19 protein-coding genes are annotated in these 24,631 nt (G+C 69.8%); 13 read left to right on the plus strand and 6 right to left on the minus strand.

What is annotated here, in order from left to right:
* Window positions 1-23 precede the first annotated feature (23 nt).
* The 6 genes from OG709_RS26160 (at window position 24) to serA (ending at window position 9,674) form a co-directional block, all read left to right on the plus strand.
* Window positions 24-962, plus strand: a complete 939-nt coding sequence (locus tag OG709_RS26160; RefSeq protein WP_329167770.1) for a 2-hydroxyacid dehydrogenase — start codon at window positions 24-26, stop codon at window positions 960-962.
* A gap of 293 nt (window positions 963-1,255) precedes the next feature.
* Window positions 1,256-4,099 (plus strand): putative bifunctional diguanylate cyclase/phosphodiesterase, encoded by a 2,844-nt coding sequence (locus OG709_RS26165; protein WP_250297646.1) that lies wholly within the window; start codon window positions 1,256-1,258, stop codon window positions 4,097-4,099.
* A gap of 215 nt (window positions 4,100-4,314) precedes the next feature.
* Window positions 4,315-6,201, plus strand: coding sequence for an acetolactate synthase large subunit (locus OG709_RS26170; RefSeq protein ID WP_250297645.1), 1,887 nt, complete (start codon window positions 4,315-4,317; stop codon window positions 6,199-6,201).
* 23 nt (window positions 6,202-6,224) lie between these two features.
* Complete coding sequence (gene ilvN / locus OG709_RS26175) at window positions 6,225-6,752, plus strand: acetolactate synthase small subunit (RefSeq protein ID WP_250297644.1); 528 nt, start codon at window positions 6,225-6,227, stop codon at window positions 6,750-6,752.
* Window positions 6,753-6,853: 101 nt separating this feature from the next.
* Window positions 6,854-7,855 (plus strand): ketol-acid reductoisomerase, encoded by a 1,002-nt coding sequence (ilvC, locus tag OG709_RS26180; RefSeq protein ID WP_250297643.1) that lies wholly within the window; start codon window positions 6,854-6,856, stop codon window positions 7,853-7,855.
* A gap of 226 nt (window positions 7,856-8,081) precedes the next feature.
* Entirely contained in the window at window positions 8,082-9,674 is a 1,593-nt protein-coding gene (serA, locus tag OG709_RS26185) for a phosphoglycerate dehydrogenase (RefSeq protein ID WP_250297642.1), read from the plus strand.
* Between the two features lie 106 nt (window positions 9,675-9,780).
* On the opposite strand, the gene OG709_RS26190 is transcribed toward serA, so the two are convergent.
* On the minus strand, window positions 9,781-10,938 hold the full coding sequence (locus tag OG709_RS26190) for a PucR family transcriptional regulator (protein ID WP_329167771.1): 1,158 nt from the start codon (window positions 10,936-10,938) through the stop codon (window positions 9,781-9,783).
* A gap of 185 nt (window positions 10,939-11,123) precedes the next feature.
* On the opposite strand from OG709_RS26190, the gene OG709_RS26195 reads away from it, so the two are divergent.
* The 4 genes from OG709_RS26195 (at window position 11,124) to OG709_RS26210 (ending at window position 16,021) form a co-directional block, all read left to right on the plus strand.
* Window positions 11,124-12,050, plus strand: a complete 927-nt coding sequence (locus OG709_RS26195; protein ID WP_266640601.1) for a proline dehydrogenase family protein — start codon at window positions 11,124-11,126, stop codon at window positions 12,048-12,050.
* A gap of 47 nt (window positions 12,051-12,097) precedes the next feature.
* A complete protein-coding gene (gene pruA, locus OG709_RS26200; RefSeq protein WP_250297639.1) occupies window positions 12,098-13,738 on the plus strand; it encodes an L-glutamate gamma-semialdehyde dehydrogenase in 1,641 nt (546 codons plus the stop codon).
* 143 nt (window positions 13,739-13,881) lie between these two features.
* Window positions 13,882-14,562, plus strand: coding sequence for a DUF4291 domain-containing protein (locus OG709_RS26205; protein ID WP_250297638.1), 681 nt, complete (start codon window positions 13,882-13,884; stop codon window positions 14,560-14,562).
* 226 nt (window positions 14,563-14,788) lie between these two features.
* Window positions 14,789-16,021, plus strand: coding sequence for a hypothetical protein (locus OG709_RS26210; protein ID WP_250297637.1), 1,233 nt, complete (start codon window positions 14,789-14,791; stop codon window positions 16,019-16,021).
* A gap of 107 nt (window positions 16,022-16,128) precedes the next feature.
* Here OG709_RS26210 and OG709_RS26215 read toward each other — a convergent pair whose 3' ends face one another.
* Both OG709_RS26215 and OG709_RS26220 read right to left on the minus strand, forming a co-directional pair.
* Window positions 16,129-16,884: a hypothetical protein gene (locus tag OG709_RS26215; RefSeq protein WP_250297636.1), complete on the minus strand. Its 756-nt coding sequence runs from the start codon at window positions 16,882-16,884 to the stop codon at window positions 16,129-16,131.
* Window positions 16,881-17,228: a PadR family transcriptional regulator gene (locus OG709_RS26220; protein WP_329167772.1), complete on the minus strand. Its 348-nt coding sequence runs from the start codon at window positions 17,226-17,228 to the stop codon at window positions 16,881-16,883. Before OG709_RS26220 ends, OG709_RS26215 begins: the two co-directional genes overlap by 4 nt.
* Window positions 17,229-17,523: 295 nt before the next feature.
* Between OG709_RS26220 and OG709_RS26225 the strand changes: the two genes are divergently transcribed.
* Window positions 17,524-17,658, plus strand: a complete 135-nt coding sequence (locus tag OG709_RS26225) for a hypothetical protein (RefSeq protein ID WP_266640596.1) — start codon at window positions 17,524-17,526, stop codon at window positions 17,656-17,658.
* Window positions 17,659-17,736: 78 nt separating this feature from the next.
* On the opposite strand, the gene OG709_RS26230 is transcribed toward OG709_RS26225, so the two are convergent.
* Complete coding sequence (locus tag OG709_RS26230; RefSeq protein WP_266640594.1) at window positions 17,737-19,320, minus strand: purple acid phosphatase family protein; 1,584 nt, start codon at window positions 19,318-19,320, stop codon at window positions 17,737-17,739.
* A 128-nt stretch (window positions 19,321-19,448) separates the two neighbouring features.
* On the opposite strand from OG709_RS26230, the gene OG709_RS26235 reads away from it, so the two are divergent.
* Together OG709_RS26235 and OG709_RS26240 are read left to right on the plus strand one after the other, a co-directional pair.
* Window positions 19,449-20,489 carry a 3-isopropylmalate dehydrogenase gene (locus tag OG709_RS26235; protein WP_250297633.1) on the plus strand — a complete coding sequence of 347 codons (1,041 nt, stop codon included), beginning with the start codon at window positions 19,449-19,451 and terminating at the stop codon, window positions 20,487-20,489.
* Window positions 20,490-20,716: 227 nt separating this feature from the next.
* Window positions 20,717-21,805: a branched-chain amino acid aminotransferase gene (locus OG709_RS26240; RefSeq protein WP_250297632.1), complete on the plus strand. Its 1,089-nt coding sequence runs from the start codon at window positions 20,717-20,719 to the stop codon at window positions 21,803-21,805.
* A 117-nt stretch (window positions 21,806-21,922) separates the two neighbouring features.
* Here OG709_RS26240 and OG709_RS26245 read toward each other — a convergent pair whose 3' ends face one another.
* Both OG709_RS26245 and OG709_RS26250 read right to left on the minus strand, forming a co-directional pair.
* A complete protein-coding gene (locus OG709_RS26245) occupies window positions 21,923-23,107 on the minus strand; it encodes an amidase (protein ID WP_250297631.1) in 1,185 nt (394 codons plus the stop codon).
* A gap of 11 nt (window positions 23,108-23,118) precedes the next feature.
* Complete coding sequence (locus tag OG709_RS26250; protein WP_250297630.1) at window positions 23,119-24,576, minus strand: cytosine permease; 1,458 nt, start codon at window positions 24,574-24,576, stop codon at window positions 23,119-23,121.
* Window positions 24,577-24,631 lie beyond the last annotated feature (55 nt).

The raw sequence follows: 24,631 nt of genomic DNA on the forward strand, positions 1-24,631 counted from the left end.
TCCCCCAAACTAACCTCCTGACCATGACTGCTGATGTGTGGCTCCCCATCCCGGCCGACGAGATCGACGGGCTCCCCGACGGCCCGCGCTACCTCTACTGGAACGGCGGGCCCGAGTACCCGGCGGACCCCGCGGACTGCGCGTACTACGTCGTCCCCTACATGCTGGGCATGGAGGTCGCCGTCCGCCCGCTCGCCGCGATGAGGTCCCTGCGGGTCCTGCAGACCCTGTCCGCCGGAGTCGATCACGTTCGCCCGGGAATCGGCGGCCTGCACCCGGGGGTGCGCCTCTGCAACGCCCGCGGTGTGCACGAGGCGTCGACCGCCGAGCTCGCCCTCGCGCTGATACTCGCGTCCCTGCGCGGTATCCCCGACTTCGTGCGCGGACAGCAACAGGAGGAGTGGCGCTCGGGGTTCCGCCCCGCGCTGGCGGACAAGTCCGTACTGATCGTGGGTTACGGGTCGATCGGCGCGGCCATCGAGGACCGGCTCGTCCCCTTCGAGTGTGCGCGGGTGGCGCGCGTCGCGCGCTCCTCGCGCACCACGGAGCGCGGTCAAGTGCACGCGTTCACCGATCTGTCCGGGCTGCTGCTGGACGCGGACGTCGTCGTCCTCTCCACTCCTCTCACGGAGGACACCAGGGGCATGGTGGACGCGGACTTCCTGGCGGCGATGAAGGACGGTGCGCTGCTGGTGAACGTCGCGCGAGGGGGCGTCGTCGACACCAAGGCACTCCTTGCCGAGCTGGAGTCGGGGCGACTGCATGCGGCGCTCGACGTCACCGACCCCGAGCCGCTGCCCGCCGGGCATCCGCTGTGGCATGCCCCTGGTTGCCTCATCAGCCCCCATGCAGGCGGTCCCACCTCGGCGTTCATGCCCCGCGCCAAGCGGCTGCTGGCTTCCCAGCTCACCCGGTTCGTCGCCGGGGAGCAGCTGGACAATGTGGTGCTGACGACCGAATAAGACCGTTCTGTGGATGTTCGGATGTGCCGGGTGCCCATAACTCCTTTGCTCGTCACGGAGAGTAGAGAAGCTATGTCCCTGAGTGACGGTACTGGTGTATCGTCCGGATGGGGGCCGCGCAGGGACGCGGTGCGGGCGAGCGCACAGATCTTGAGGGGGCGACGGACGATGCACGGCCAGTGGACTGACCAACCGACGCGGCGGATCCACCGACGACGTCCCCGACGGACGAGGGCGCGCGGCTCGGACCCTCGCTCGGCGATGCGGCGGACGGCGACATCCGGGAAGGACCGGTGAGCACGTCGGGGGCGCTCCTCGCCCGGCAGCCGGTCTCCGGCGGCCCCGCGGGTCTGCTCTCCCAGCTCCTTCTCGCGGTGGTGTGCGGAGGCTATGCGATCGGCTCGGCGTTCGACTGGGGATCGGATGAACTGGCGCTCGTCATGGGTGACTTCGGCCTCAGCTTCGCGGCGGCGCTCGCCGCGGTCTCCTGTTTCTTCTATTCACGCACCCGGGAAAGCCGGTTCCGTCCCGCCTGGCTGCTGTTCTCACTCTCCTCCGCCATGGCGGCCTGCGGAAACGCTGTCTGGGGGTGGTACGAGGTCATCCTGCGGACTCCGGTTCCCACCCCCTCGCTCGCCGACCTCTTCTTCCTCTGCTTCGCGCCACCCGCCATCGTCGGACTGCTGGTCCTCGCGAAGCGGCCGGTCACCCGGGCGGGCTGGGTCTGTCTGGCGCTGGACGCCTGGCTCATCGGCGGTTCGCTGCTGACGCTCTCCTGGAGCCTCGCCCTCGCGCACGCCGCACGCCTGGAAGGCGGCCGGGAGAGCGTGGCGCACGCCGCGCTCTCCCTCGCCTATCCGCTCCTCGACATCGTCCTGGTGTCCATGGTGCTGGTCCTGCACTTCCGCAGGTCGAACGCCAACCGTTCGGCGATCAACACCGCCATTGCCGGGCTGGCGCTGACCGTGCTGTCCGATGCCCTGTTCACCTCGCCGCTGTTGCGGGCGAGCTACCGCTCGGGGCAGTTGCTGGACGCCGGATGGTTCGCAGGCTCGCTGCTCCTGGCGTACGCGCCCTGGGGTGCCCGGCTGGGGGCGAGCGGGTTCACCGGCACCGACCCGGTGCCCGAACCGCGCGGAATCCGGCACCCCAGCCGTCCCATCGCCGGTTCGCTGGCCGCACTCACCCCGTACCTGGCCGCAGCCGTCTGCACGCTCGGCATCCTCAACAACGTGATCGACGGCCACCGGGTGGACCGGGTGGTCGTCTTCACCGGCTGCACGGTCGTCCTCGCGCTGGTGGTCCGGCAGGGCATCATGCTCGTCGACAACATCGCACTCACCCATGAACTGGCCCAGAAGGAGAACCACTTCCGGTCCCTCGTGCAGGGGTCGAGCGATGTCATCATGATCGCCGCGCCGACCGGCATACTCCGCTACGTCAGCCCGGCAGCCTCGGGTGTCTACGGCCGGGACGCCGAGGAACTCATCGGCTCCGAGCTCGCCTCGCTCATTCACGCCGATGACCTGGGGCGCGTGGTCCACGAGGTGCGCCGCTTTCTGGCCGCGTCGCCCGCCTCCGAGCCCACCACCCGTATCGAGTGCCGCTTCAGATCAGGGACCGGGGACTGGCTCAATGTGGAGTCCACCGTCAACCGGCACCAGGGCGGGCTGATCTTCAACAGCCGGGACGTGACCGAACGGGTCCGCCTCCAGGCCCAGTTGCAGCACAACGCCGAACACGACCCGCTCACCGACCTGCCCAACCGGGCCCTGTTCACGGACCGGGTCCGCGAGGCGCTCGGCGGGCGCAGGGCGACCGACCACGGCACGGCGGTGCTCTTCATCGACCTCGACGGCTTCAAGGCGGTGAACGACACCATCGGCCACCAGGCGGGCGACGAACTGCTCGTCCAGGCGGCCCGCCGCCTCCAGGAGTCGGTCAGGTCGGCGGACACGGCGGCCCGTCTCGGCGGCGACGAGTTCGCCGCGCTCATCGTCGGCAACGGCAGCCAGGACCAGCCCGCCCGGGAGTGCCAGGTCCATGAGATCGCCGACCGGCTGCGCCTGCGGCTCTCCCAGCCGTACCGGATCGACGGCAGCGAAGTGCGGGTCGCGGCCTCCATCGGCGTGGCCTTCGCCGAATCCGGTGTCACCCCGACCGACCTGATGCGCAACGCCGATCTCGCCATGTACCGGGCGAAGGCGGGAGGTAAGAACCGCGTCGAGCTGTACGCCCCGCAGATGCAGGCCGAAGTCGTCCGCCGGTCCGAGCTGTCCACCCGGCTGCGCACCGCGCTCCACGACGGTGAATTCGCCCTGCTGCACCAGCCCGTGGTGAATCTCACCACCGGCCGGATCGCCGCGGTCGCCGCCCAGGCGCGCTGGCGCTCCACCCAGGGGATCCTCTTCACCCCGGCCGAGTTCCTCCAGGTCCAGGGGGCGGGCGACCTGGAAGAGGGGGCACGTACCGGCGAGCTGGGCCGCTGGCTGCTCGAAGAAGCCGTCGAGCAGGCAGCCGACCGGGGAGGCGCCGGGCACCAGGTGCCGGTCGCCGTGCGGCTCTCGGCCCGCAGGCTGCTCGACAGGTCCATGCCGCTCGCGTCCATCGAGGCACTCCTCAGCCGGCACGCGCTGCCCTCGGGCGCCCTGGTCATCGAGATCACCGACAGCGACCCGCGCATCGCCTTCGAGGAGCTGGAGCGCCGTCTGATGGTGCTGCGCAGGCTCGGCGTACGGATCGCGCTGGACGGCTTCGGGCGCGGGTACGCCGCGATAAACGCCCTGCGCCGACTGCCCGTCGACGTACTCAAACTGGACCGCGGTCTCGTCGAGGGAGTGGTGGAATCCGCACGGCTGCACAAAATCACCAGCGGACTGCTGCGGATCGCCTGCGACCTCGGCATGCAGTCCGTCGCCGACGGCGTGGACCTACCCGAACAGGTGATCGCTCTTCGCTCGATGGGGTGTACGCACGGGCAGGGTATGGCCTTCTCCGGACCACTGGACGAGTACCGCCTGCGCCGCTCCCTGGCCCGCGCGCGCTTCCCCCTGCCCGGCGGCGCGGCCCGGCCCGTCCTGCTCGGTACCCCCTCGTTCGCCAGCTCAAATAATGAGACGCCCGTCCCACCCACTTGACAGTCACCGGGCGCCAGGAGGAGGGTCAAGGCCATGACCACCCGAATTCTCGTACTTGGAAAGCGCGTCGGCTGAAGCAGAGCTCCTCACCAGCTCCGCACAACGCACCGACGCGCTCCCCTCGCTTGCCTCACGGCACGGGGGGTTTTTTGTTGCACCAGCACCACCCGAACACCGCGAAAATCCCCGCAAAAACCCTCAGCTTCGAGAAGAGAATGCCGATGACCGAGCAGGCCACCGGGGCCCACCACCCGCAGCCGCGAGCCCGTAACGGCGGACCGTCGTCCGTCACCGTCGAGCACGTCACGGGCGCGCAGTCCCTCATCCGTTCTCTTGAGGAAGTCGGCGCCGACACGGTATTCGGCATTCCCGGCGGTGCGATCCTTCCGGCGTACGACCCGATGATGGACTCCACCCGGGTGCGGCACATCCTGGTCCGTCACGAGCAGGGCGCGGGCCACGCGGCCACCGGTTACGCCCAGGCCACCGGCAAGGTCGGGGTCTGCATGGCCACCTCGGGTCCGGGCGCCACCAACCTGGTCACCCCGATCGCCGACGCGCACATGGACTCGGTGCCGCTGGTCGCGATCACCGGCCAGGTCGCCGCCGCCTCGATCGGTACGGACGCCTTCCAGGAGGCGGACATCTGCGGCATCACGATGCCGATCACCAAGCACAACTGGCTGGTCACCGACGCCGCCGACATCCCGCGGGTCATCGCCGAGGCGTTCCACGTCGCCTCGACCGGCCGTCCGGGCCCGGTGCTCGTCGACATCGCCAAGGACGCGCTCCAGGCGGACACGACCTTCTCCTGGCCGCCGCAGCAGGAGCTGCCCGGCTACCGCCCGGTGACCAAGCCGCACGCCAAGCAGATCCGTGAGGCGGCCCGGCTGATCACCCAGGCCAAGCGCCCGGTCCTGTACGTCGGCGGCGGGGTCATCAAGGCCCACGCCACCGCCGAGCTCAAGGTGCTGGCCGAGCTGACCGGAGCGCCGGTCACCACGACGCTGATGGCGCTCGGCGCGTTCCCCGACAGCCATCCGCAGCACGTGGGCATGCCGGGCATGCACGGTTCGGTCACCGCCGTCACCGCGCTGCAGAAGTCGGACCTGCTGATCGCCCTCGGTACCCGCTTCGACGACCGCGTCACCGGCAAGCTGGACAGCTTCGCCCCGGACGCGAAGGTCATCCACGCCGATGTCGACCCCGCTGAGATCGGCAAGAACCGACAGGTGGACGTGCCGATCGTCGGGGACGCCCGGGAGGTCATCGCCGATCTGGTCCAGGCCGTCCAGGCCGAGCACACCGAGGGCACCATCGGCACCGCCGCCCAGAAGCGGTACGCGGACTGGTGGACGGACCTCAACCGCTGGCGCGACGCCTACCCGCTCGGTTACGACCTGCCGCAGGACGGCAGCCTGTCCCCGCAGCAGGTCATCGAGCGCATCGGGCTGGCCGCCGACGCCGACACGATCTTCGCGGCGGGTGTCGGACAGCACCAGATGTGGGCCTCGCACTTCATCCAGTACGAGCGGCCCGCCACCTGGCTGAACTCCGGCGGCGCCGGAACGATGGGCTACGCGGTCCCGGCCGCGATGGGCGCCAAGGCCGGTATGCCGGACCGGATGGTCTGGGCGATCGACGGCGACGGCTGCTTCCAGATGACCAATCAGGAACTGACCACCTGCGCGCTCAACAACATCCCGATCAAGGTCGCGATCATCAACAACGGCGCCCTCGGGATGGTCCGCCAGTGGCAGACCCTCTTCTACAACCAGCGCTACTCCAACACCGTGCTGCACTCCGGCCCCGGCGCCGACGGCATCGCGGTGGACGGCAAGGCCAGCGGTGGCACCCGCATCCCGGACTTCGTGAAGCTGTCCGAGGCGATGGGCTGTGTCGCGCTGCGCTGTGAGCGCCCGGAGGACCTGGACAAGGTCATCGCGGAGGCGAACGCGATCAACGACCGCCCGGTCGTCGTCGACTTCATCGTTCACGAGGACGCGATGGTGTGGCCGATGGTCGCCGCAGGAACCTCCAACGACGAAGTCATGGCCCTCCGCGGCATCCGCCCCGACTTCGGCGACAGCGAAGAGAACTGAGAGAGCAGAGAGAGACCGACGACATGTCCACCAAGCACACGCTCTCCGTCCTGGTCGAGAACACGCCGGGCATCCTCGCCCGGATCGCCGCCCTGTTCTCCCGCCGCGGCTTCAACATCGACTCGCTCGCCGTGGGCGTCACCGAACACCCCGACATCTCCCGCATCACGATTGTGGTGAGTGTCGACGACCTGCCGCTCGAGCAGGTGACGAAGCAGCTCAACAAGCTGGTCAACGTCCTGAAGATCGTCGAACTCGAGCCCGGCGCTGCGATCCAGCGCGAGCTCGTCCTGGTGAAGGTCCGCGCCGACAACGAGACCCGCTCCCAGATCGTCGAGATCGTCGAGCTGTTCCGCGCCAAGACCGTGGACGTCTCCCCGGAAGCCGTGACCATCGAGGCCACCGGGGGCACCGACAAGCTGGACGCGATGCTCAAGATGCTGGAGCAGTACGGCATCAAGGAGCTCGTCCAGTCCGGTTCGATCGCCATAGGGCGAGGCGCGCGCTCCATCACGGACCGCAGCCTGCGGGCGCTCGACCGCAGCGCCTGAGAACCGGTCAAGGGCTGCTCGCATTGCGAGACCCGGAAACTTTCCTCCACCCGCCCGCCGTACGGTGGGCTGTAACACCTGCAGACCAAGGAGATATCCCAGTGGCCGAGCTTTTCTACGACGACGATGCCGACCTGTCGATCATCCAGGGCCGCAAGGTCGCAGTGATCGGTTACGGCAGCCAGGGCCACGCCCACGCGCTGTCGCTGCGTGACTCGGGCGTCGACGTCCGAGTCGGTCTGCACGAGGGCTCCAAGTCCAAGGCCAAGGCCGAGGAGCAGGGCCTGCGTGTGGTGACCCCCGCCGAGGCGTCCGCCGAGGCCGACGTCATCATGATCCTCGTCCCGGACCCGATCCAGGCCCAGGTCTACGAGGAGTCCATCAAGGACAACCTCAAGGACGGCGACGCGCTGTTCTTCGGCCACGGCCTGAACATCCGCTTCGACTTCATCAAGCCGCCGGCCGGCGTCGACGTCTGCATGGTCGCCCCGAAGGGCCCGGGTCACCTGGTCCGCCGTCAGTACGAGGAGGGCCGCGGCGTTCCGTGCATCGTGGCCGTCGAGCAGGACGCCACCGGCAAGGGCCTGCAGCTGGCGCTCTCGTACGCCAAGGGCATCGGCGGCACCCGCGCCGGCGTCATCAAGACGACCTTCACCGAGGAGACCGAGACCGACCTCTTCGGCGAGCAGGCCGTTCTGTGCGGCGGCACCGCCGCGCTGGTCAAGGCGGGCTTCGAGACCCTGACCGAGGCCGGTTACCAGCCGGAGATCGCGTACTTCGAGTGCCTGCACGAGCTGAAGCTCATCGTGGACCTCATGTACGAGGGCGGCCTGGAGAAGATGCGCTGGTCGATCTCCGAGACCGCCGAGTGGGGCGACTACGTCAGCGGCCCCCGCATCATCACCGACCAGACCAAGGTCGAGATGAAGAAGATCCTGGGCGAGATCCAGGACGGTACGTTCGCCAAGAACTGGATGGACGAGTACCACGGCGGCCTGAAGAAGTACAACGAGTACAAGAAGGCCGACGAGAACCACCTGCTGGAGACCACGGGCAAGGAGCTCCGCAAGCTCATGAGCTGGGTCGACAACGGCGACGCGTAAGCAGTACGGATCAGGGGGCTTCTCCGGACGGAGGAGCCCCCTTGTCCACCTCGTCCAACCACGTACGGGTGATCCCGCCGCATCGGCGGAATATCCACCCCGCAACGCCACTACACTGCTCAGAACATACGCGTCAGGCCCACAGCGTCGTGCGTCTTCCACGCGCCCAGCCCCTCCGCCTGCGGCCGTCGGGACGGCCCTCCGCAACGGACTTGTGAGGACTCACGTGAGCTCGAAACCTGTCGTACTCATCGCTGAAGAGCTGTCGCCCGCCACGGTGGACGCGCTGGGCCCGGACTTCGAGGTCCGGCACTGCAACGGTGCGGACCGCGCCGAACTGCTGCCCGCCATCGCCGATGTGGACGCGATCCTGGTGCGCTCCGCCACCAAGGTCGACGCCGAGGCCGTCGCCGCCGCGAAGAAGCTGAAGATCGTGGCCCGCGCCGGAGTCGGCCTGGACAACGTCGACGTCTCCGCCGCCACCAAGGCCGGCGTCATGGTCGTGAACGCCCCGACCTCCAACATCGTCACCGCCGCCGAGCTGGCCTGCGGTCTGCTGGTCGCCACCGCGCGCAACATCCCGCAGGCCAACAGCGCGCTCAAGAACGGCGAGTGGAAGCGCTCGAAGTACACCGGTGTCGAGCTGAGCGAGAAGACCCTCGGCGTCGTCGGTCTCGGCCGGATCGGCGTGCTGGTCGCCCAGCGCATGTCGGCCTTCGGTATGAAGATCGTCGCGTACGACCCCTACGTGCAGCCCGCGCGCGCAGCCCAGATGGGCGTCAAGCTCCTCACGCTCGACGAACTGCTCGAAGTCGCCGACTTCATCACCGTCCACCTCCCCAAGACCCCCGAGACGATCGGCCTGATCGGCGACGAGGCGCTGCACAAGGTGCAGCCGCACGTGCGGATCGTCAATGCCGCCCGCGGCGGGATCGTCGACGAGGAGGCGCTCGCCTCCGCCCTCAAGGAGGGCCGCGTCGCCGGTGCCGGTCTGGACGTGTACACGAAGGAGCCCTGCACGGACTCCCCGCTCTTCCAGTTCGACCAGGTCGTCTGCACCCCGCACCTCGGCGCGTCCACGGACGAGGCCCAGGAGAAGGCGGGTGTCGCGGTCGCCAAGTCCGTACGCCTGGCGCTCGCCGGTGAGTTGGTCCCGGACGCGGTCAACGTCCAGGGCGGCGTGATCGCCGAGGACGTCCGTCCGGGGCTGCCGCTCGCCGAGAAGCTCGGCCGGATCTTCACCGCGCTGGCGGGCGAGGTCGCCGCCCGGCTCGACGTCGAGGTGTACGGCGAGATCACCCAGCACGACGTCAAGGTCCTTGAACTCTCCGCGCTGAAGGGCGTGTTCGAGGATGTCGTCGACGAGACCGTGAGCTACGTCAACGCCCCGCTGTTCGCGCAGGAGCGCGGCGTCGAGGTCCGTCTGACGACCAGTTCGGAGTCCCCGGACCACCGCAACGTCGTCACCGTCCGCGGCACGCTCGCGGGCGGCGAGGAGGTCTCGGTCTCCGGCACGCTGGCCGGCCCCAAGAACCTCCAGAAGATCGTCGCGGTCGGCGAGTACGACGTGGACGTGGCGCTCTCCGACCACATGGTCGTCCTGCGCTACACCGACCGCCCCGGCGTGGTCGGCGCGGTCGGCAAGATCCTCGGCGAGGCCGGGCTGAACATCGCGGGCATGCAGGTCTCGCGGGCCGCCGTGGGTGGCGAGGCGCTGGTCGTGCTCACCGTCGACGACACCGTGCCGCCGGCCGTGCTCGCCGAGATCTCCGACGAGATCGGCGCCGTCTCGGCCCGTTCGGTGGACCTGACCGACTGATCCCCGTACCTCACCGGCGCACCCGGCCCGTAGACATGTGGAGCACAGATGTCTGCGCGCCGGGTGCGCTGCTGTCCGGGGCGGGATCGGAGACCGACGCGGCCTCTTACAGCCGAGCCCTCTTCAGCGCCATGTGCAGCAGCAGCCGGTCCTCGCCCTCGTCCAGGTCGAGGCCGGTCAGCTGCTCGATGCGGGAGAGGCGGTAGTAGAGCGTCTGACGATGGATGCCCAGTGCCGCCGCCGTACGCCCGGCCTGGCCCGCGCGGTCGAGGAACACCTCGGCGGTGTGGGCCAGTTCGGCGTGGGCGGGCGACAGCAGATCGCCCACCACGGGGTCCGGGGCCGTCTCCTGGGGGAGCGCCGTCAGCATGCGGTACGGGCCGATCGACGCCCATGCGGCGACCGCGCCGAACCGGCTCTCGGCCGCGGCGGCGCGGGATGCCGCCGAGGACTCCTGCCAGGACGCGGTCAGCTCGCCCAGACCCCGGCGGGCCGGTGCGATCCCCGCCGTGGCCCCGGCGCCCGCCGACTCCCTGAGGTGGGCCGCGGCGGTCAGCGCCGGGTCGAGCGCGTCCGGCGTGCGCAGCCGGATCAGCGCGGCCAGGCGGTACGTGGTGGCGTCCCCGGCCGCCGGGCCGCCGTCGGCCGGCATGGTGCACAGCGCCGCGGTGGCCGGTACCGGGCGTACCGGTGTGTCCTCGTCCGGCCACGGCGTCACGCACACCATGGCGTGCAGCCCGTCGGCGCTGGGGCCCAGCGCCGTACGCAGGGAGGCGACCGCCATGTCCCGCGGCCAGCCCCGTTCGGCGGTGAGGACCGCGCGGAATTCGCGGGACAGACCGGCGCCCGCCTGTGCCTCGTCGAAGAGCAGGTCACCGATGCGCGCGGTCACCTCCATCGCCGCGGCCAGCTGCTGTTCCGTGGGGCCCGGGTCGGTGTCCAGGAGCCAGACGTAGCCGTAGACCGTGCCACGGTGGCGTACCGGCAGACAGATCCTTCCCCGGTACACCCCGGCGTCGGGGGCCGCGGGGATCCGGACCGGGCCGGTCGCGTGGGTGATCCCGAAGCCCTCGAACCAGGCACGGACCGCGGGTGTCGAGCGCCGGGTCAGGATCGACCGGGTGCGGACCGGGTCCATGGCGCTGTCGTCCTCGCTGTCGTGCGCGCCGAAGGCGATCAGCCCGAAATCCCGGTTCTCCAGCGTCGCGGGGGCGCCGAGCAGCGCCGAGATCTCGTCGGCCAGGTCCTGGTAATCAGCCTTCACCCTGGCATTCTCGCACCCCTTCAGACATATGTCTGAGATCCGGGGTACGGATGCGTGACAGCTGTCGATGGCAGAAAATCGGAGTGATCCCTAGATTTCACGGTGGTTCTCCGTACCGCTCTGTACCGCTCTGTATCGGTCTGCGCAGGTACGGCCTTCGTTCGTACTTTCCGTGGAGGTGCCCCGTGCTGGGTCCCGTGATTCTCGCCGCGTCCCGCAGCGACAAGATGCGCCGTTTCATTTCGGCCGCACCTGGCACCAAGCAGGTCGTCGGCCGGTTCATCGCCGGTGAGACGGTCGACCAGGTCGTCCCGATCATCGAGGACGCCGCCGACAAGGGCCTTGAGGTCACCATGGACGTGGTGGGCGAGGACATCACCACGCCCGAGCAGGCCGCCGCGGCCCGTGACGCCTACCTGGAACTGATCGGCCGCCTCAAGGACCTCGGTCTGGGCACCAAGGCCGAGATGTCCGTCAAGCTCTCCATGTTCGGCCAGGCGCTGGAGGGCGGGCACGAGCTGGCGCTCGCCAACGTCCGCCCGGTCGTCGAGGCCGCCGCCGAGATCGGCACCACGGTCACCCTCGACGCCGAGGACCACACCACCCTCGACTCGATGTTCGCCATCCACGAGGAGCTGCGGAAGGACTTCCCGCAGACCGGATGCGTGATCCAGGCGTACCTGTTCCGCACCGAGGACGACGCCCGCCGCCTGGCCGCCGCAGGCAGCCGCGTCCGCATCGTGAAGGGCGCCTACAAGGAGCCCGCCTCCGTCGCGCACCAGGCCAAGCCCGAGATCGACAAGGCCTACGTCCGCATCCTGAAGACCCTGATGGAGGGCGACGGCTACCCGATGATCGGGTCCCACGACCCGCGTCTGATAGCCGTCGCGCAGGAGCTGGCACGCAAGGCCGGGCGCAAGCTGGACGAGTACGAGTTCCAGATGCTGTACGGCATCCGCAGCGAGGAGCACATCCGGCTCGCGGCCGAGGGCCACCGGATGCGCGTCTACACCGCGTACGGCACCGACTGGTACGGCTACTTCATGCGCCGTCTCGCGGAGAAGCCGGCCAACCTGCTGTTCTTCGGCCGCTCCATCCTCACCAAGGGCTGACCCGCCCGGCTGACCACCCACCCCTGACACAAGGAGACAAGGCACTCATGGATGCTGTGACCCAGGTCCCCGCGCCGGTCAACGAGCCGGTCCACTCCTACGCCCCCGGTACCCCGGAGCGGGCGCGTCTCGAAGCCAAGCTCAAGGAGCTGGCCGAGAACCCCATCGAGCTCACGATGACCATCAACGGTGTGAAGCGGATGGGTGGCGGCGAGCCGTTCACCGTCGTGCAGCCGCACAACCACCGGTCGGTCATCGGTACCGGCGCGCACGCCACGCAGGCCGACGCCCAGGAGGCGATCGACGCCGCGCTGGCCGCCGCCCCGGCCTGGCGTGCGATGTCCTTCGACGACCGTGCCGCGATCATCCTCCGCGCCGCCGAGCTGCTGTCCGGCCCGTGGCGCGAGACGCTCGCCGCCTCGACGATGCTCGGCCAGGGCAAGACCGCCCAGCAGGCCGAGATCGACACCCCCTGCGAGCTCATCGACTTCTGGCGCTTCAACGTCAAGTACGCCCGTGACCTGCTGGCCGAGCAGCCCCCGGCCAACTCCCCGGGCGTCTGGAACCGTCTCGACCACCGCCCGCTCGAAGGCTTCGTCTACGCGATCACGCCGTTCAACTTCACGGCCATCGCGGGCAACCTCCCGACCGCCCCGGCCCTGATGGGCAACGTGGTCGTCTGGAAGCCGTCCCCGACGCAGACCCACGCGGCCGTCCTGCTGATGCAGCTCCTGGAGGAGGCCGGTCTCCCCAAGGGCGTCATCAACCTGGTGACCGGCGACGGCATCGCCGTCTCCGAGGTCGCCCTGAACCACCGCGACCTGGCGGGCATCCACTTCACCGGTTCCACCCCGACCTTCCAGTACCTCTGGAAGACGATCGGCGAGAACATCGGCAAGTACCGCACCTACCCGCGGCTGGTCGGCGAGACCGGCGGCAAGGACTTCGTCGTCGCCCACCCCAGCGCCGACCGCGCCGTGCTGAAGACCGCGCTGACCCGTGGCTCCTTCGAGTTCCAGGGCCAGAAGTGCTCGGCCTCCTCGCGTGCGTACGTCCCCGCCTCGATCTGGAACAGCGGCTTCCGCGAGGAGTTCGCCGCCGAGGTCGACTGGATCACCATGGGTGACGTCACCGACCTGTCGAACTTCATGGGCGCCGTCATCGACGACCGCGCGTTCGCGAAGAACAAGGGCGCGATCGACCGTGCGAAGGCTGACCCGAGCTGCACGATCGTCGCGGGCGGTACGTACGACGACTCCGTCGGCTACTTCGTCCGACCCACCGTCATCGAGTGCTCCGACCCGGAGAACGAGGTCTTCACGACCGAGTACTTCGGCCCGATCCTCGCCGTCCACGTCTACGACGACAGCCAGGACGGCGCGTACGACGCGATGCTGACCCAGATGGAGTCGGTCTCCGACTACGCGCTGACCGGCTCGGTCATCTCGTCGGACCGCGCCGCTACCGCGTACACGATGGACAAGCTCCGCTACGCGGCGGGCAACTTCTACATCAACGACAAGTCGACCGGCGCCGTGGTCGGCCAGCAGCCCTTCGGCGGCGGCCGTGCCTCCGGCACCAACGACAAGGCCGGTGCCCCGCAGAACCTCCAGCGCTGGACCCTGACCCGGGCCATCAAGGAGACGCTGGTCCCGCCGACCGAGTACACCTACCCGCACCAGGGCTGACACCCCCCCCGGGTCACCCCGGGCACGCCCCGCGAAGCTCCGCCCCCATCCGGTCCCCCCACCGGGCGGGGGCGGTTTCGCGTTCCCGGGGCCGTACGGAATTCAGTGGCGCGCCCGCCGTGCGCCGACGCACCCTTGCCCGCATGGCAGAACACCTCGCCCCCGAACCGTCCCACCGCATCCGCGCGCTCCACACGGAGTCGACGGTCACCGTCTACCAGGCGTACACCCCGTCCCTGGGCCTCCCCGCCGCCCGCGACGGCCGTTTCCCCGCAGCCTGGAAGCGGTCCCGGATGACCTGGATCAAGCCGTCGTTCCTGTGGATGATGTACCGCTGCGGCTGGGCGGCGAAGGAGGGCCAGGAGACGGTCCTGGCCGTCGAGATCAGCCGCGCCGGGTTCGACTGGGCGCTGCGGCACGCGTGTCTCTCCGCGTACGAGCGCGGGTTCCACGCCGACCAGGCCGCCTGGAAGAGGGAGTTGCAGCGGTCACCGGCCCGGGTGCAGTGGGACCCGGAACGAGATCTGTGGCTCCGCCCGCAGCCCCACCGCTCGTTGCAGCTCGGCCTCAGCGGGGAGGCGGCGCGGCGGTACGCGGACGAATGGACGGTCTCGATCCGGGACGTCACCCCGCTGGTGCACCGGATCCACGCGCTGGTCCGCGAGGGCGACGAAGCGGCGGCGACCGCCCTGCTGCCCCGGGAGCTCCCGTACCCGGCCGACGACGGGCTGCTCGCGAGCGTGCTGCCCGTCCGGAGGGGCAGCGGCGAGGTGGTGCGGGGCGTCACGGGCGTGCCGGAGGACATCGAGACCGTCACCGGATGAGCCGGCCGCGGTCCGCGGCTCCAGGTGTGGGACCTGTGCCGCACCGGTGATGGTCCCGTGACCTCGTGCAACCCTGTGCGTCACCCGGCGGTCAAAGCCCCCGTACCGCACATGAATTCACGTGTGGTCGAAGCCCCCCCACGCGGGAGGTGCCCGTGCGTGCAGGCCGAGAACCCGCGCCGCAGGTACCCGCGTACACAGCAGAAACCCACCCGGGAGAACCGTTTTGCGTCACCGCATCAGCTCGTCGTCCGCCGTAGCGGCGGCCCTGCTCGCCGTCGCCCTCGCACCGGCCGCCCAGGCGCACGCCGACGGGACAGCCCCCGCCCTCGTGGTGTCCGAGCTGTCCAGCGATCCGTGGCAGCCGGGCACGGTCCGCGAGGACTCCCTCACCTTCACCAACCAGGGCGACGCGCCCGCCGACGGCCTCACGATGCGGCTGCGGATCACGCGCGGCATCGAATTCCCGGAGCACGCCGCCGGATGTACGTACTCGACCGACGCCGACCAGGTGTCGGTGGCCGTCTGCCACTTCGACCAGGTGCTCGACCCGGGCAAGTCCTTCGACGTGCCCCTCAAGTTCAAGGTGCTGTCCAAGGCGCTGCTGGAGAACGTGGAGTACGGCACCGGCTCCACCGGCGGCGACCCGGAGTCCGGTTCCACCGACATCAGTTACCGCTCGCTCGCGGTCACCGCGGACAACACCGCCGACCTCGCCGCCGTCGGCGACAACGCCAAGGGCAAGCCCGGCGACAAGGTGACGGTCACCGCGGGGCTGCGCAACGACGGCCCCGGCTGGATCGACGACAACACGAGCGACGACCAGCCGGCGGTGATGGTCGGCATACCCAAGGGCACCACGGCCGTCGAGGTCCCGAAGGACTGCCTGCCCTTCGGTATCGACGGCCCGAGCGGCCCGTCCGCACCGGGCAAGCGCACGTACGTCTGCCTGCCTTCCGACCACCTCTACGAGGTCGGCTCGCTGCACACGTACAAGTTCGTGCTCAAGATCGAGAGCGGCGCGAAGGACACGTCGAGCGAGGTGAAGGCCACGTCGGTGTACGACATCCACCCGGTCTTCGACAAGAACGCCGCCAACGACAAGGCGAAGCTCGTGATCGACGTCACGGGTACGGGATCCGGCACGGGCTCAGGCTCATCCGGCGGATCCAACGGAGGCTCATCGACGGCCGGTTCGACGTCGGGCTCCACGTCCGGTTCGACCAACGGCGGCACCCAGGCCCAGTCGACCGGCGGTACGGGCACCTCGGGCTCCACGACGTCGACCGGGGGCTCGACGACGGACGGCACCACGACGGTCGGCGACGCGACCGGCACGATGGCCTCGACCGGCGCGGGCAACACCCCCCTGGTGACCGGCATCGGTGCGGCCGCGGTCGCACTCGGCGGCGGCCTGGTCTTCGCACTGCGCCGCAGGAACGCGGCGAGGACCCGCTAGCCACTCGGAAGAGCTGTGGCCCGAACGCCCTGGTTTGCTCCATCTGATCTGCGAAATCTGATCTGCGAAGGGGCGAACCAGGGCGATCGGCAGGTGCGGGTACCGGCTCAGTCCTCGACCTGTCCGACGGCGTCCCGTTTGACGCCGTACCAGGCAGTGCCCCCGCCCACCACCCCCGCGAGCAGCGCTGCGATCAGGATGGGCGTGACGCTTGCCCCGTGCTGCACGGCGAGGGACACCACCGTGCCGCTCACCACGGCGGAGAGCAGGGCGAGCAAGAGCTTTCCGCGTTGCGCGCGATTCCGCAGGAAGATCTTCTGGTGCGGGACTTCCGGCAGTTCGGCGAGGTCGGCCGCCGGGCCCGCGCTCGCCGCCTTCGGCCGTTTGAAGTACATGAGGTACAGGCAGTGGCCGCACAACTCCCAACCGTCGGGGGCCAGTTCGGCCGCCTTCGCCGTACGGTCCGCTGCGTTGACCACCTCGCGCCGGTACTCCCAGCGCATCGCGGTGGCCGGGTCGCGGCGGGCGACGAACCGGCCCAAGCGGTCGATGCGTTCGATCTCCCAGCCCTGGTCGCCGAAGTGGTTGAGCTGCCGGCGGTCGGCGTAGATGTCGGCGATCCACTTCCAGGTGCGGGGCTCGGTCCCTTGCCCGGCGGCGGGACCGTCCTCGGCCGCCGTGAGCCGCTCCGCGAACACGTCCACCGGGCCGAACTCCTCCTGCGCACTCGTCCCGGTCTCGGCGAGGTAGCCCGAGAGGTCATCGACGGTGGCCGACACCTCCTCCCGGGGCCTCCCGTGTGAGCGCAGCGCCGCGGTGAGTTCCGCGAAGTACTCGATATCGGTGTCCGAGCGATCCGTCATGGCATGTCCCCTGTTCCCCCTGGTTCCAGCATCGTCCGTACGTGCGTGTGGAACTCCAGCCAGGCCGCGCTCTGTTCGCCGAGTGCCTTCCTGCCCCCGCCGGTCAGCCGGTAGTAGCGGCGCCCCGGCCCGCGCTCGGCGGCGCGGAAATCCCCGACCACGAGTCCGGCTTCTTCGAGCCGGTTCAGTACGGGGTAGAGCGTCCCGCCCTTGATCTCGCCGACCCCGGCGGCGGCCAGCGCCTTGGCGATCTCGTATCCGTAGCTCTCGCCTCCGGTGAGGCAGGTGAGCACGAGGAGGTCAAGGACGCCCTTGAGCCAGCTGGATCTGCGGTCTGCGGCCATGGCTGTATTGCAGCACCACCTAGTTAGGAATGCAACCTAGGTGGCGTCGCGAGCCAGGTAGGGGTGTGCGCGAGTCAGGCGGAGATGTGATCGCGTCTCAGATAGTAGGAAGTCCGAGTAATTGTGGAGACAGAGCGGCCCTGCTCCCTTAGCTTGGTAGAAGCCGAACGTCTCGCTCGACCCAGCGAGTGGCGGTCGTGAGCCGCGCCCCGATGCAGGTAACCCCTGCGGCGCCCCGCTCCCCGCCCCTTCCGGCGCATCGATATCCCCCTTGCTCTTCAAGGAGTCGATCACCATGGCCGAGACCGTCCGCCGCGTCCGTCACACCACCCGCGCCGCACGTTCGGGTGAGTCCGACCGCAGGAACGCGGCAGCAGCCCTCCAGCGCGCACTCGACCGCCGTGACAACGGCGGCTCCACCGGTCACTGACCGCCGGTACTCGCACCCTTGGGCGCCGACCGCCCAGCACCGTACGGCGCAGGGCGGTCGTCGAGCGGGATCACGGGGTCAGTGGCCGCGCTGGATCTCGAAGTGGTCGATGCGCTCGCCCGATTCGGCGAGTGCGCTGACCTTGAGCTTCGCCTGTCGGCCGGTCGTCACCTCCACCGCGAGGAACGAGTAGCCGGTGTACCGCACCCGGGACCACTCGACGGTCTCGGTGGCCTTGGCGCCGCCCTTGACCCAGTGGTACGTGGGCACGCTCTCCTGCTCGTCGAGGTGTCCCTCGTAACTGTCGGGCGCCGGGAAGTCGTACAGCGACTTGCCCGCGCCGCCCGCCGTCACGTACACGATGCCGTCCCGCGTCGGGTCGGTCCGCTCGCCGATGGGGACCTTCCTGGCGACCTTGTTCCGCAGGATCGCGTCGGTGCGCTCGTACACGTGGTTGTGGCCGTTGATGACCAGGTCCACCTGGTGCTTCTCGAAGAGCGGTACCCACTCCTCGCGCACTCCGCCCTCCGAGGCGTGCGAGTTCGTCGTGGAGAACGCGCAGTGGTGGAAGAAGATCACGACGAAGTCGACGTCGTGGTTCTTCCGCAGTTCGCCGAGGCGCTTGTCGAGCCAGCGGGTCTGCTTGCCGCCGCTGATGCCGTAGTTGGCGGGGATCTCGTACGAGACGTCGTTGGCGTCCAGCGCGACGACGCCCACATTGCCGTGCACGAACGAGTACACGCCGGGCTGGTTCACCGGGTCCGGGCCGTTGTCGGGCAGGGTCCAGCGCGCGTTCTGGCCGCCGTAGCCGTCGGGCGAGTACCAGGCTTCCATGTCGTGGTTGCCGGTGGTCACCATCCACGGCACGGTCTTCGCGACGGTCTCCGTCTGGGCCAGGAACTGGTCCCAGGTGCGCGCGTCGTACGTGTCGGTCTCCTGGCCGGAGCCCGACGGGTCGGCGTAGCAGATGTCACCCGCGTGCAGGTGGAACGACGGGTTCTGGCCCAGGATCAGCTGGTCGTTGCCGAGCGCGTGGTAGCTCACGCCCTGGTCGCCGAAGGCCGTGAAGGTGAATGACTCGGCCCGCGCGGGAGCGGTGGTGAAGGTGCCGAGCGTGCCCAGGTGGCGGCGGTCGGCCGGGTCGAAGCCGTCGTGCCCGACGCCGTAGTAGTACGTCGTCCCCGGCCGCAGCCGGTCCAGTCCGGCGTGGACGTAGAACTGCTCGGCGGCGGCGATCTTGCCGCCGTTCAGGCGGGGCGTGGTCAGGTGCCGCACCTCGGCGCTGATCTTCCGGCTCAGGTCCCAGGGGGCGGTGCCGATCCGGATGTACGGCCGCTTCACCGCGAAGGGGACCTGCCAGGAGACGCGCATCTGCGTCCTGGGGTCCGCTCCGTAGGCGAGGTGGCGGCCGAACGGTGCGACCAGTGAACCGTCGACGGCGGGCGTGGAGTGAGCGGGCGTGGAAGGGGCGGGCCGGTGTGCGGGGGCCGCGTACGCGGCCGGGGCGCCCGCCGCGACGCCCGCCCCGGCGACGGCGGCGGTGGCGGCCGTCGTACGGAGAACTCCGCGGCGGGTGAGCTTGGTGCGCAGGTACTCGTGCTGCTCGGCCATGCTCATCCGGCCGGCGAGCTTCTCGGGGATACCGAAGCGAGGTGTGTCCATGGCGCACAAGGTGCCTGGCCCGTCTGGCGTGCTCTTCCCCTCCGGATGAACGACAGGCGTACAGCAGACGGGCTGTCCGGATAGTGGACGCTTATGTCATTACCTGGGACGCGCAGTAGGGTGCCGTCATGTCTCGCAGCCTCAATCTCGCAGTGATCCCCGGTGACGGCATCGGCCAGGAAGTCGTGGCCCAGGGCCTCAAGGTCCTGAACGCGATCCTTCCTCAGGATGTGAAGCTGGAGACCAAGGAGTACGACCTCGGCGCCCAGCGCTGGCACCGCACCGGTGAAACCCTCCCGGACGCCGAGCTGGAGTCGCTCAAGCAGCACGACGCGATCCTGCTCGGTGCGATCGGCGACCCCTCCGTGCCGTCGGGTGTCCTGGAGCGCGGTCTGCTCCTGAAGCTCCGTTTCGCCTTCGACCACTTCGTGAACCTCCGCCCCTCGAAGCTCTTCCCGAACACGGCCACCCCGCTGGCCGGTCGCCCGGACATCGACTTCGTCGTCGTCCGGGAGGGCACCGAGGGTCCGTACACGGGCAACGGCGGCAGCCTCCGCACCGGCACTCCGGCCGAGATCGCGACCGAGGTCAGCGTCAACACCGCGTACGGCGTCGAGCGCGTCGTGCGGGACGCCTTCGCCCGCGCCCAGGCGCGTCCGCGCAAGAAGCTGACGCTGGTGCACAAGAACAACGTCCTCGTGTACGCGGGCCACATGTGGAAGAACATCTTCGACAAGGTCGCCCAGGAGTTCCCGGACGTCACCACCGACTACCTGCACGTCGACGCCGCGACGATCTTCTTCGTCTCGCAGCCCGAGCGCTTCGACGTGATCGTCACCGACAACCTCTTCGGTGACATCCTCACCGACCTCGCCGCTGCCGTGACCGGCGGCATCGGCCTGGCGGCTTCCGGCAACATCAACCCGGCGGGCACCTTCCCGTCGATGTTCGAGCCGGTGCACGGTTCGGCGCCCGACATCGCGGGCTCCGGCAAGGCCGACCCGACGGCCACGATCCTCTCGGTCGCCCTCCTCCTGCGTCACCTCGGCTTCGAGGCCGAGGCGGCCCGTATCGAGGACGCCGTCTCCGCGGACCTCGCGGAGCGCGACGGCACGTTCCGCACGACGGACGAGATCGGCGACGCGCTCGCGGTACGAGTAGCGGGCTGACCCGTCGACTGATTCATCACAGCCGCCGGGTCGCACAGACACCCGGCGGCTGTGTTTTGCGGTCCTCGGGTGCGACCATCGATTCCTGGACCGCATTCACGCATTTCATCCACGGCAGACCACGCGCGATAATCGGACGTGGGGCCGCGGTATGAGGGGAAGCTCGGACGTCCTAGTAGTGGCGTGAGCGCGGTCCGTCACACACAACCGGTGAAGGACAACCACTCATGACGACGCCTACGATCGAACTCAAGCCCACCTCCAGCCCGCTGTCCGACGCGGAGCGGGAGGCGATTCTGACCAACCCGGGGTTCGGCCGCCACTTCACCGACCACATGGTGACGATCAAGTGGACCGAGGGGCGGGGCTGGCACGACGGCCAGCTCGTCCCTTACGCGCCGCTGTCGATCGACCCGGCGAACATGACGCTGCACTACGCGCAGGAGATCTTCGAGGGTCTCAAGGCGTACCGCCAGCCCGACGGCTCCGTGGCCACCTTCCGCCCGGAGGCCAACGCCAAGCGCTTCCAGCGTTCCGCACACCGTCTCGCCATGGCCGAGCTGCCCGTCGAGACGTTCATCGCGGCCTGTGACGCGCTGGTCCAGCAGGACAAGGCATGGGTCCCCGCGCACGGCGGCGAGGAGTCCCTCTACCTGCGCCCGTTCATGATCGCGACCGAGGTCGGGCTGGGCGTGAAGCCCTCCAACGAGTACCTCTTCATCGTCATCGCCTCCCCGGCCGGCGCGTACTTCGAGGGTGGCGTCAAGCCGGTCTCGATCTGGCTGTCCGAGGACCGGGTCCGCGCCGTCCCCGGCGGTATGGGCGACGCCAAGACCGGCGGCAACTACGCCGCGTCCCTCCTCGCCCAGGCCGAGGCCGCCCAGCAGGGCTGCGACCAGGTCGCCTACCTCGACGCCGTCGAGCACAAGTGGGTCGAGGAACTGGGCGGCATGAACCTGTACTTCGTGTACGGGAACAAGATCGTCACCCCGGCGCTCACCGGCTCGCTGCTCGCGGGCGTCACCCGTGACTCGCTGCTCTCGGTCGCCCGCGACCTGGGGTACGAGTCCGAGGAGAGCCGCGTCTCCATCGACCAGTGGCGCGCGGACACCGCGAACGGAACGCTCACCGAGGTCTTCGCCTGCGGCACGGCCGCGGTGATCACCCCCGTCGGCACGGTGAAGTCCAACGGCGGCGAGTGGCAGCAGGGTTCGGGGGAGCCGGGCGAGGTCACGCTGAAGCTCCGGGCGGCGCTGCTGGACATCCAGCGGGGGATCGGCGAGGACCGGTACGGCTGGATGCACCCGCTGGGCTGACACCCGTGACCGGACCGTCGGAGGGGCTCCGTACCGCGTCCTTCTGACACCCGTGACCGGACCGTCGGAGGGGCTCCGTACCGAGCCCCTCCGACGACCGCGTACGGAGCAGGGGCCCTACCGCAGCGTCGCTTCGATCGCCGGGCCCCAGCCGAGCAGTTCCTCGTCCCGCCCGGCCGCGGCCACGCACTGCACACCGAGCGGCAGACCGTTCCCCGCCACCCCGGCCGGGACGTTCAGCGACGGCAGCCCCGCGTTGCTCCACGGCAGGGACATCACCGAACTTCCGGTCGTGGCCAGCCCCTTCGGCGCGGGACCCGTCGCCGACGGGGTGATCCACAGGTCGATGTCCGCCATCGCCGCCGCCATCCGGTCACGGAACGCCACCCGCTCCCGCTGCGCGCGTGCGTACTCCACCTCCGTGATGAGCTGCCCGGCGCGGATCGCCTGCGCCGTCTCGGGCCGGTACAGCTCGCCGTACTCCGCGAACCAGTCGGCGTGCGTGCGGGCCACCTCGTAGCGGTTCATCGTGAAGAGCTGGGCCCTGACCTGCTCGAAGTTGGTCATCACGGCGATCCGCCGTACCAGGTGCCCGGCCGCTTCGAGCCGGTCCACCTGGATCCGGAAGGCGTCGAGCGCATCGGGTTCGGCGTGTTCCAGATAGGGGCCCTCCGGGATGCCCAGCACCGGGAGTTCCGTCGTGGGCACGGCAGGGCGCCAGTTGTCGCAGACCACCGCGGCGGCCGGAGCCAGGCCCGCCACATCCGCCGCGAAGAGCCCCAGGGTGTCGAAGCTCGGGGCGTTCGCGATGACGCCGTCGACAGGGATGCGCCCGTACGTCGGTTTGAAGGCGGCCACTCCGCAGTACGCGCCGGGCCGGATCACCGAGCCGACGGTCTGGGTCCCCACGGCCAGCGGAACCATTCCGGCGGCGACCGCCGCGGCCGAACCGCTGCTCGATCCGCCGGGTGTGTGCGCGAGGTTGTGCGGGTTGCGGGTCGGCCCCGGCGCCAGTACGGCGAACTCCGCCGTCACCGTCTTCCCCGCGACCACGGCTCCCGCCGCGCGCAGCCGGTCGACGACGGTGGCCTGCCGTCCGGCCAGTGCCTCCGGTGGGAGGGCCGAACCGGCCCTGGTGGGTAGGGTGTCGACCTGGATGATGTCCTTGATACCGACCGGGACGCCGAACAGCGGCGGCCGGTCGGCGGGGTCGGGCCAGCGGGTGGTGACTGCGGCGGTCTCGGCCGCGATCCGTTCGGTGCGGGCCGGTTCGGGAACGAAAGCCTGTATCTCACGGTCCATGGGCCACGACGCTACAACTCCGCGAGCGCCCCGGTGGAGATCTCGGACGGGTCCGACTCATCCGCCAGGCTGTCCGGGTGGGCAGCGGCGTCGGGCGTGCGCGCGGTCAGGGCCGCGTAGACCAGCCCGCCGACCGCACCGGAGAACAGGAAGCTGCAGTCCACCCCGCCGGTGAGGTGCAGCAGCGGGCCCTCGTAGAAGGGGGTGGAGACCGCGGTCAGACCGACGGCCGCGCCGATGGCCCACGCCACCGCCGCCCGGAGGTTCCAGCCCGCGTTGTACCAGTAGATCCCGCCCCTGGACCGGCGGTTGAAGACCTGGAGGGCGTCCGGGTCGTACCGGCCGCCGCAGCGGACGTACCCGATGACGGTGATGACGGCCCAGGGCGTGCCGACCGCGGTGAGCAGCAGGACGAACGAGGTCATCGCCGACTGCGCGTCCCAGGCGAAGTGGCCGACGAAGACGAAGACGGTGGAGACGGCGGCCACCACCAGGGTCGCCCGCGCGCGGGTGGCGCGCGGCAGGATGGCGTCCAGGTCCAGGCCCATCGAGTAGAGCATCAGCCCCGCGTTGCCCACCGAACCCGCGGAGGCGGCGAGCAGCAGCGGGACCAGGTACCAGCCGGGCGAGGCGGCGACGAGCGGTCCCGCGAAGTCGGCGGCGGAGCGGGCGGCGAGCGCGGTGTACGTGCCGAAGAGCTGGGGGACCAGCAGTCCGAGTATGAGGCCGAGACAGGTGGCGCCCAGGACCGCGCGGGAGCTGTGGCGCCGGGGCGAGACGTAGCGGGTGTAGTCCCCGAGCAGGGTGATGAAGGCGATGGGCCCGCTGAGCCCGGCGGCGACGGCCGAGAGGAACCAGGTGGGCCAGAAGGAGCCGAGCAGATACGCGGTGTGCGGCGCAGCGGCGGTGGTGAAGTCGGGGGCGTACGCGAGGAGTCCGAGCACCAGCAGGGCCGTCATGCCGACGGCGAGGGCCTTGCTGAGCCGCAGCAGCAGCCGGTATCCGAACACCGCTCCGACGACGGTGAGGGCGGCGATCAGCGCGTAGACGAGGGCGTGGATCCAGCCGTTGTCCGGCAGGCCGGTCAGCCGGTTCAGTGCCCCGATCATCACGTCACCGCCGACCCACAGGGTCAGTGCGGTGTAACCGAGCGAGAGCAGCAGGCCGACGACCGAACCGATGAGCCTGCCGCGTACGCCGAACTGGGCGCCGCTCGACGTGGAGAGGTTGGTGCCGGTCCGCAGCGAGACCAGGGCGAGCGGCGCCGTGAGCAGCGTGCCGACGACGGTCCCGGCGACGACGGAGGTGACCGCCGGCCAGAGGCCGAGACCGAAGGAGACCGGCAGCCAGCCGAAGATGATCACGCCCAGGCAGAGGTTGGACCCCAGCAGGATGCTGATGAGGTCGCGTGGCCCGCTGGTGCGTTCCACGTCCGGGATGGTGTCGACTCCGCGCTGTTCGATCGGCACGAGGTACCTCTCCGCTCGTCTTTTTGAGTGCCGCTCAATGTGCGGGATTCCGCTT

The organism is Streptomyces sp. NBC_01267, assembly GCF_036241575.1.
Taxonomy (GTDB): Bacteria; Actinomycetota; Actinomycetes; order Streptomycetales; family Streptomycetaceae; genus Streptomyces.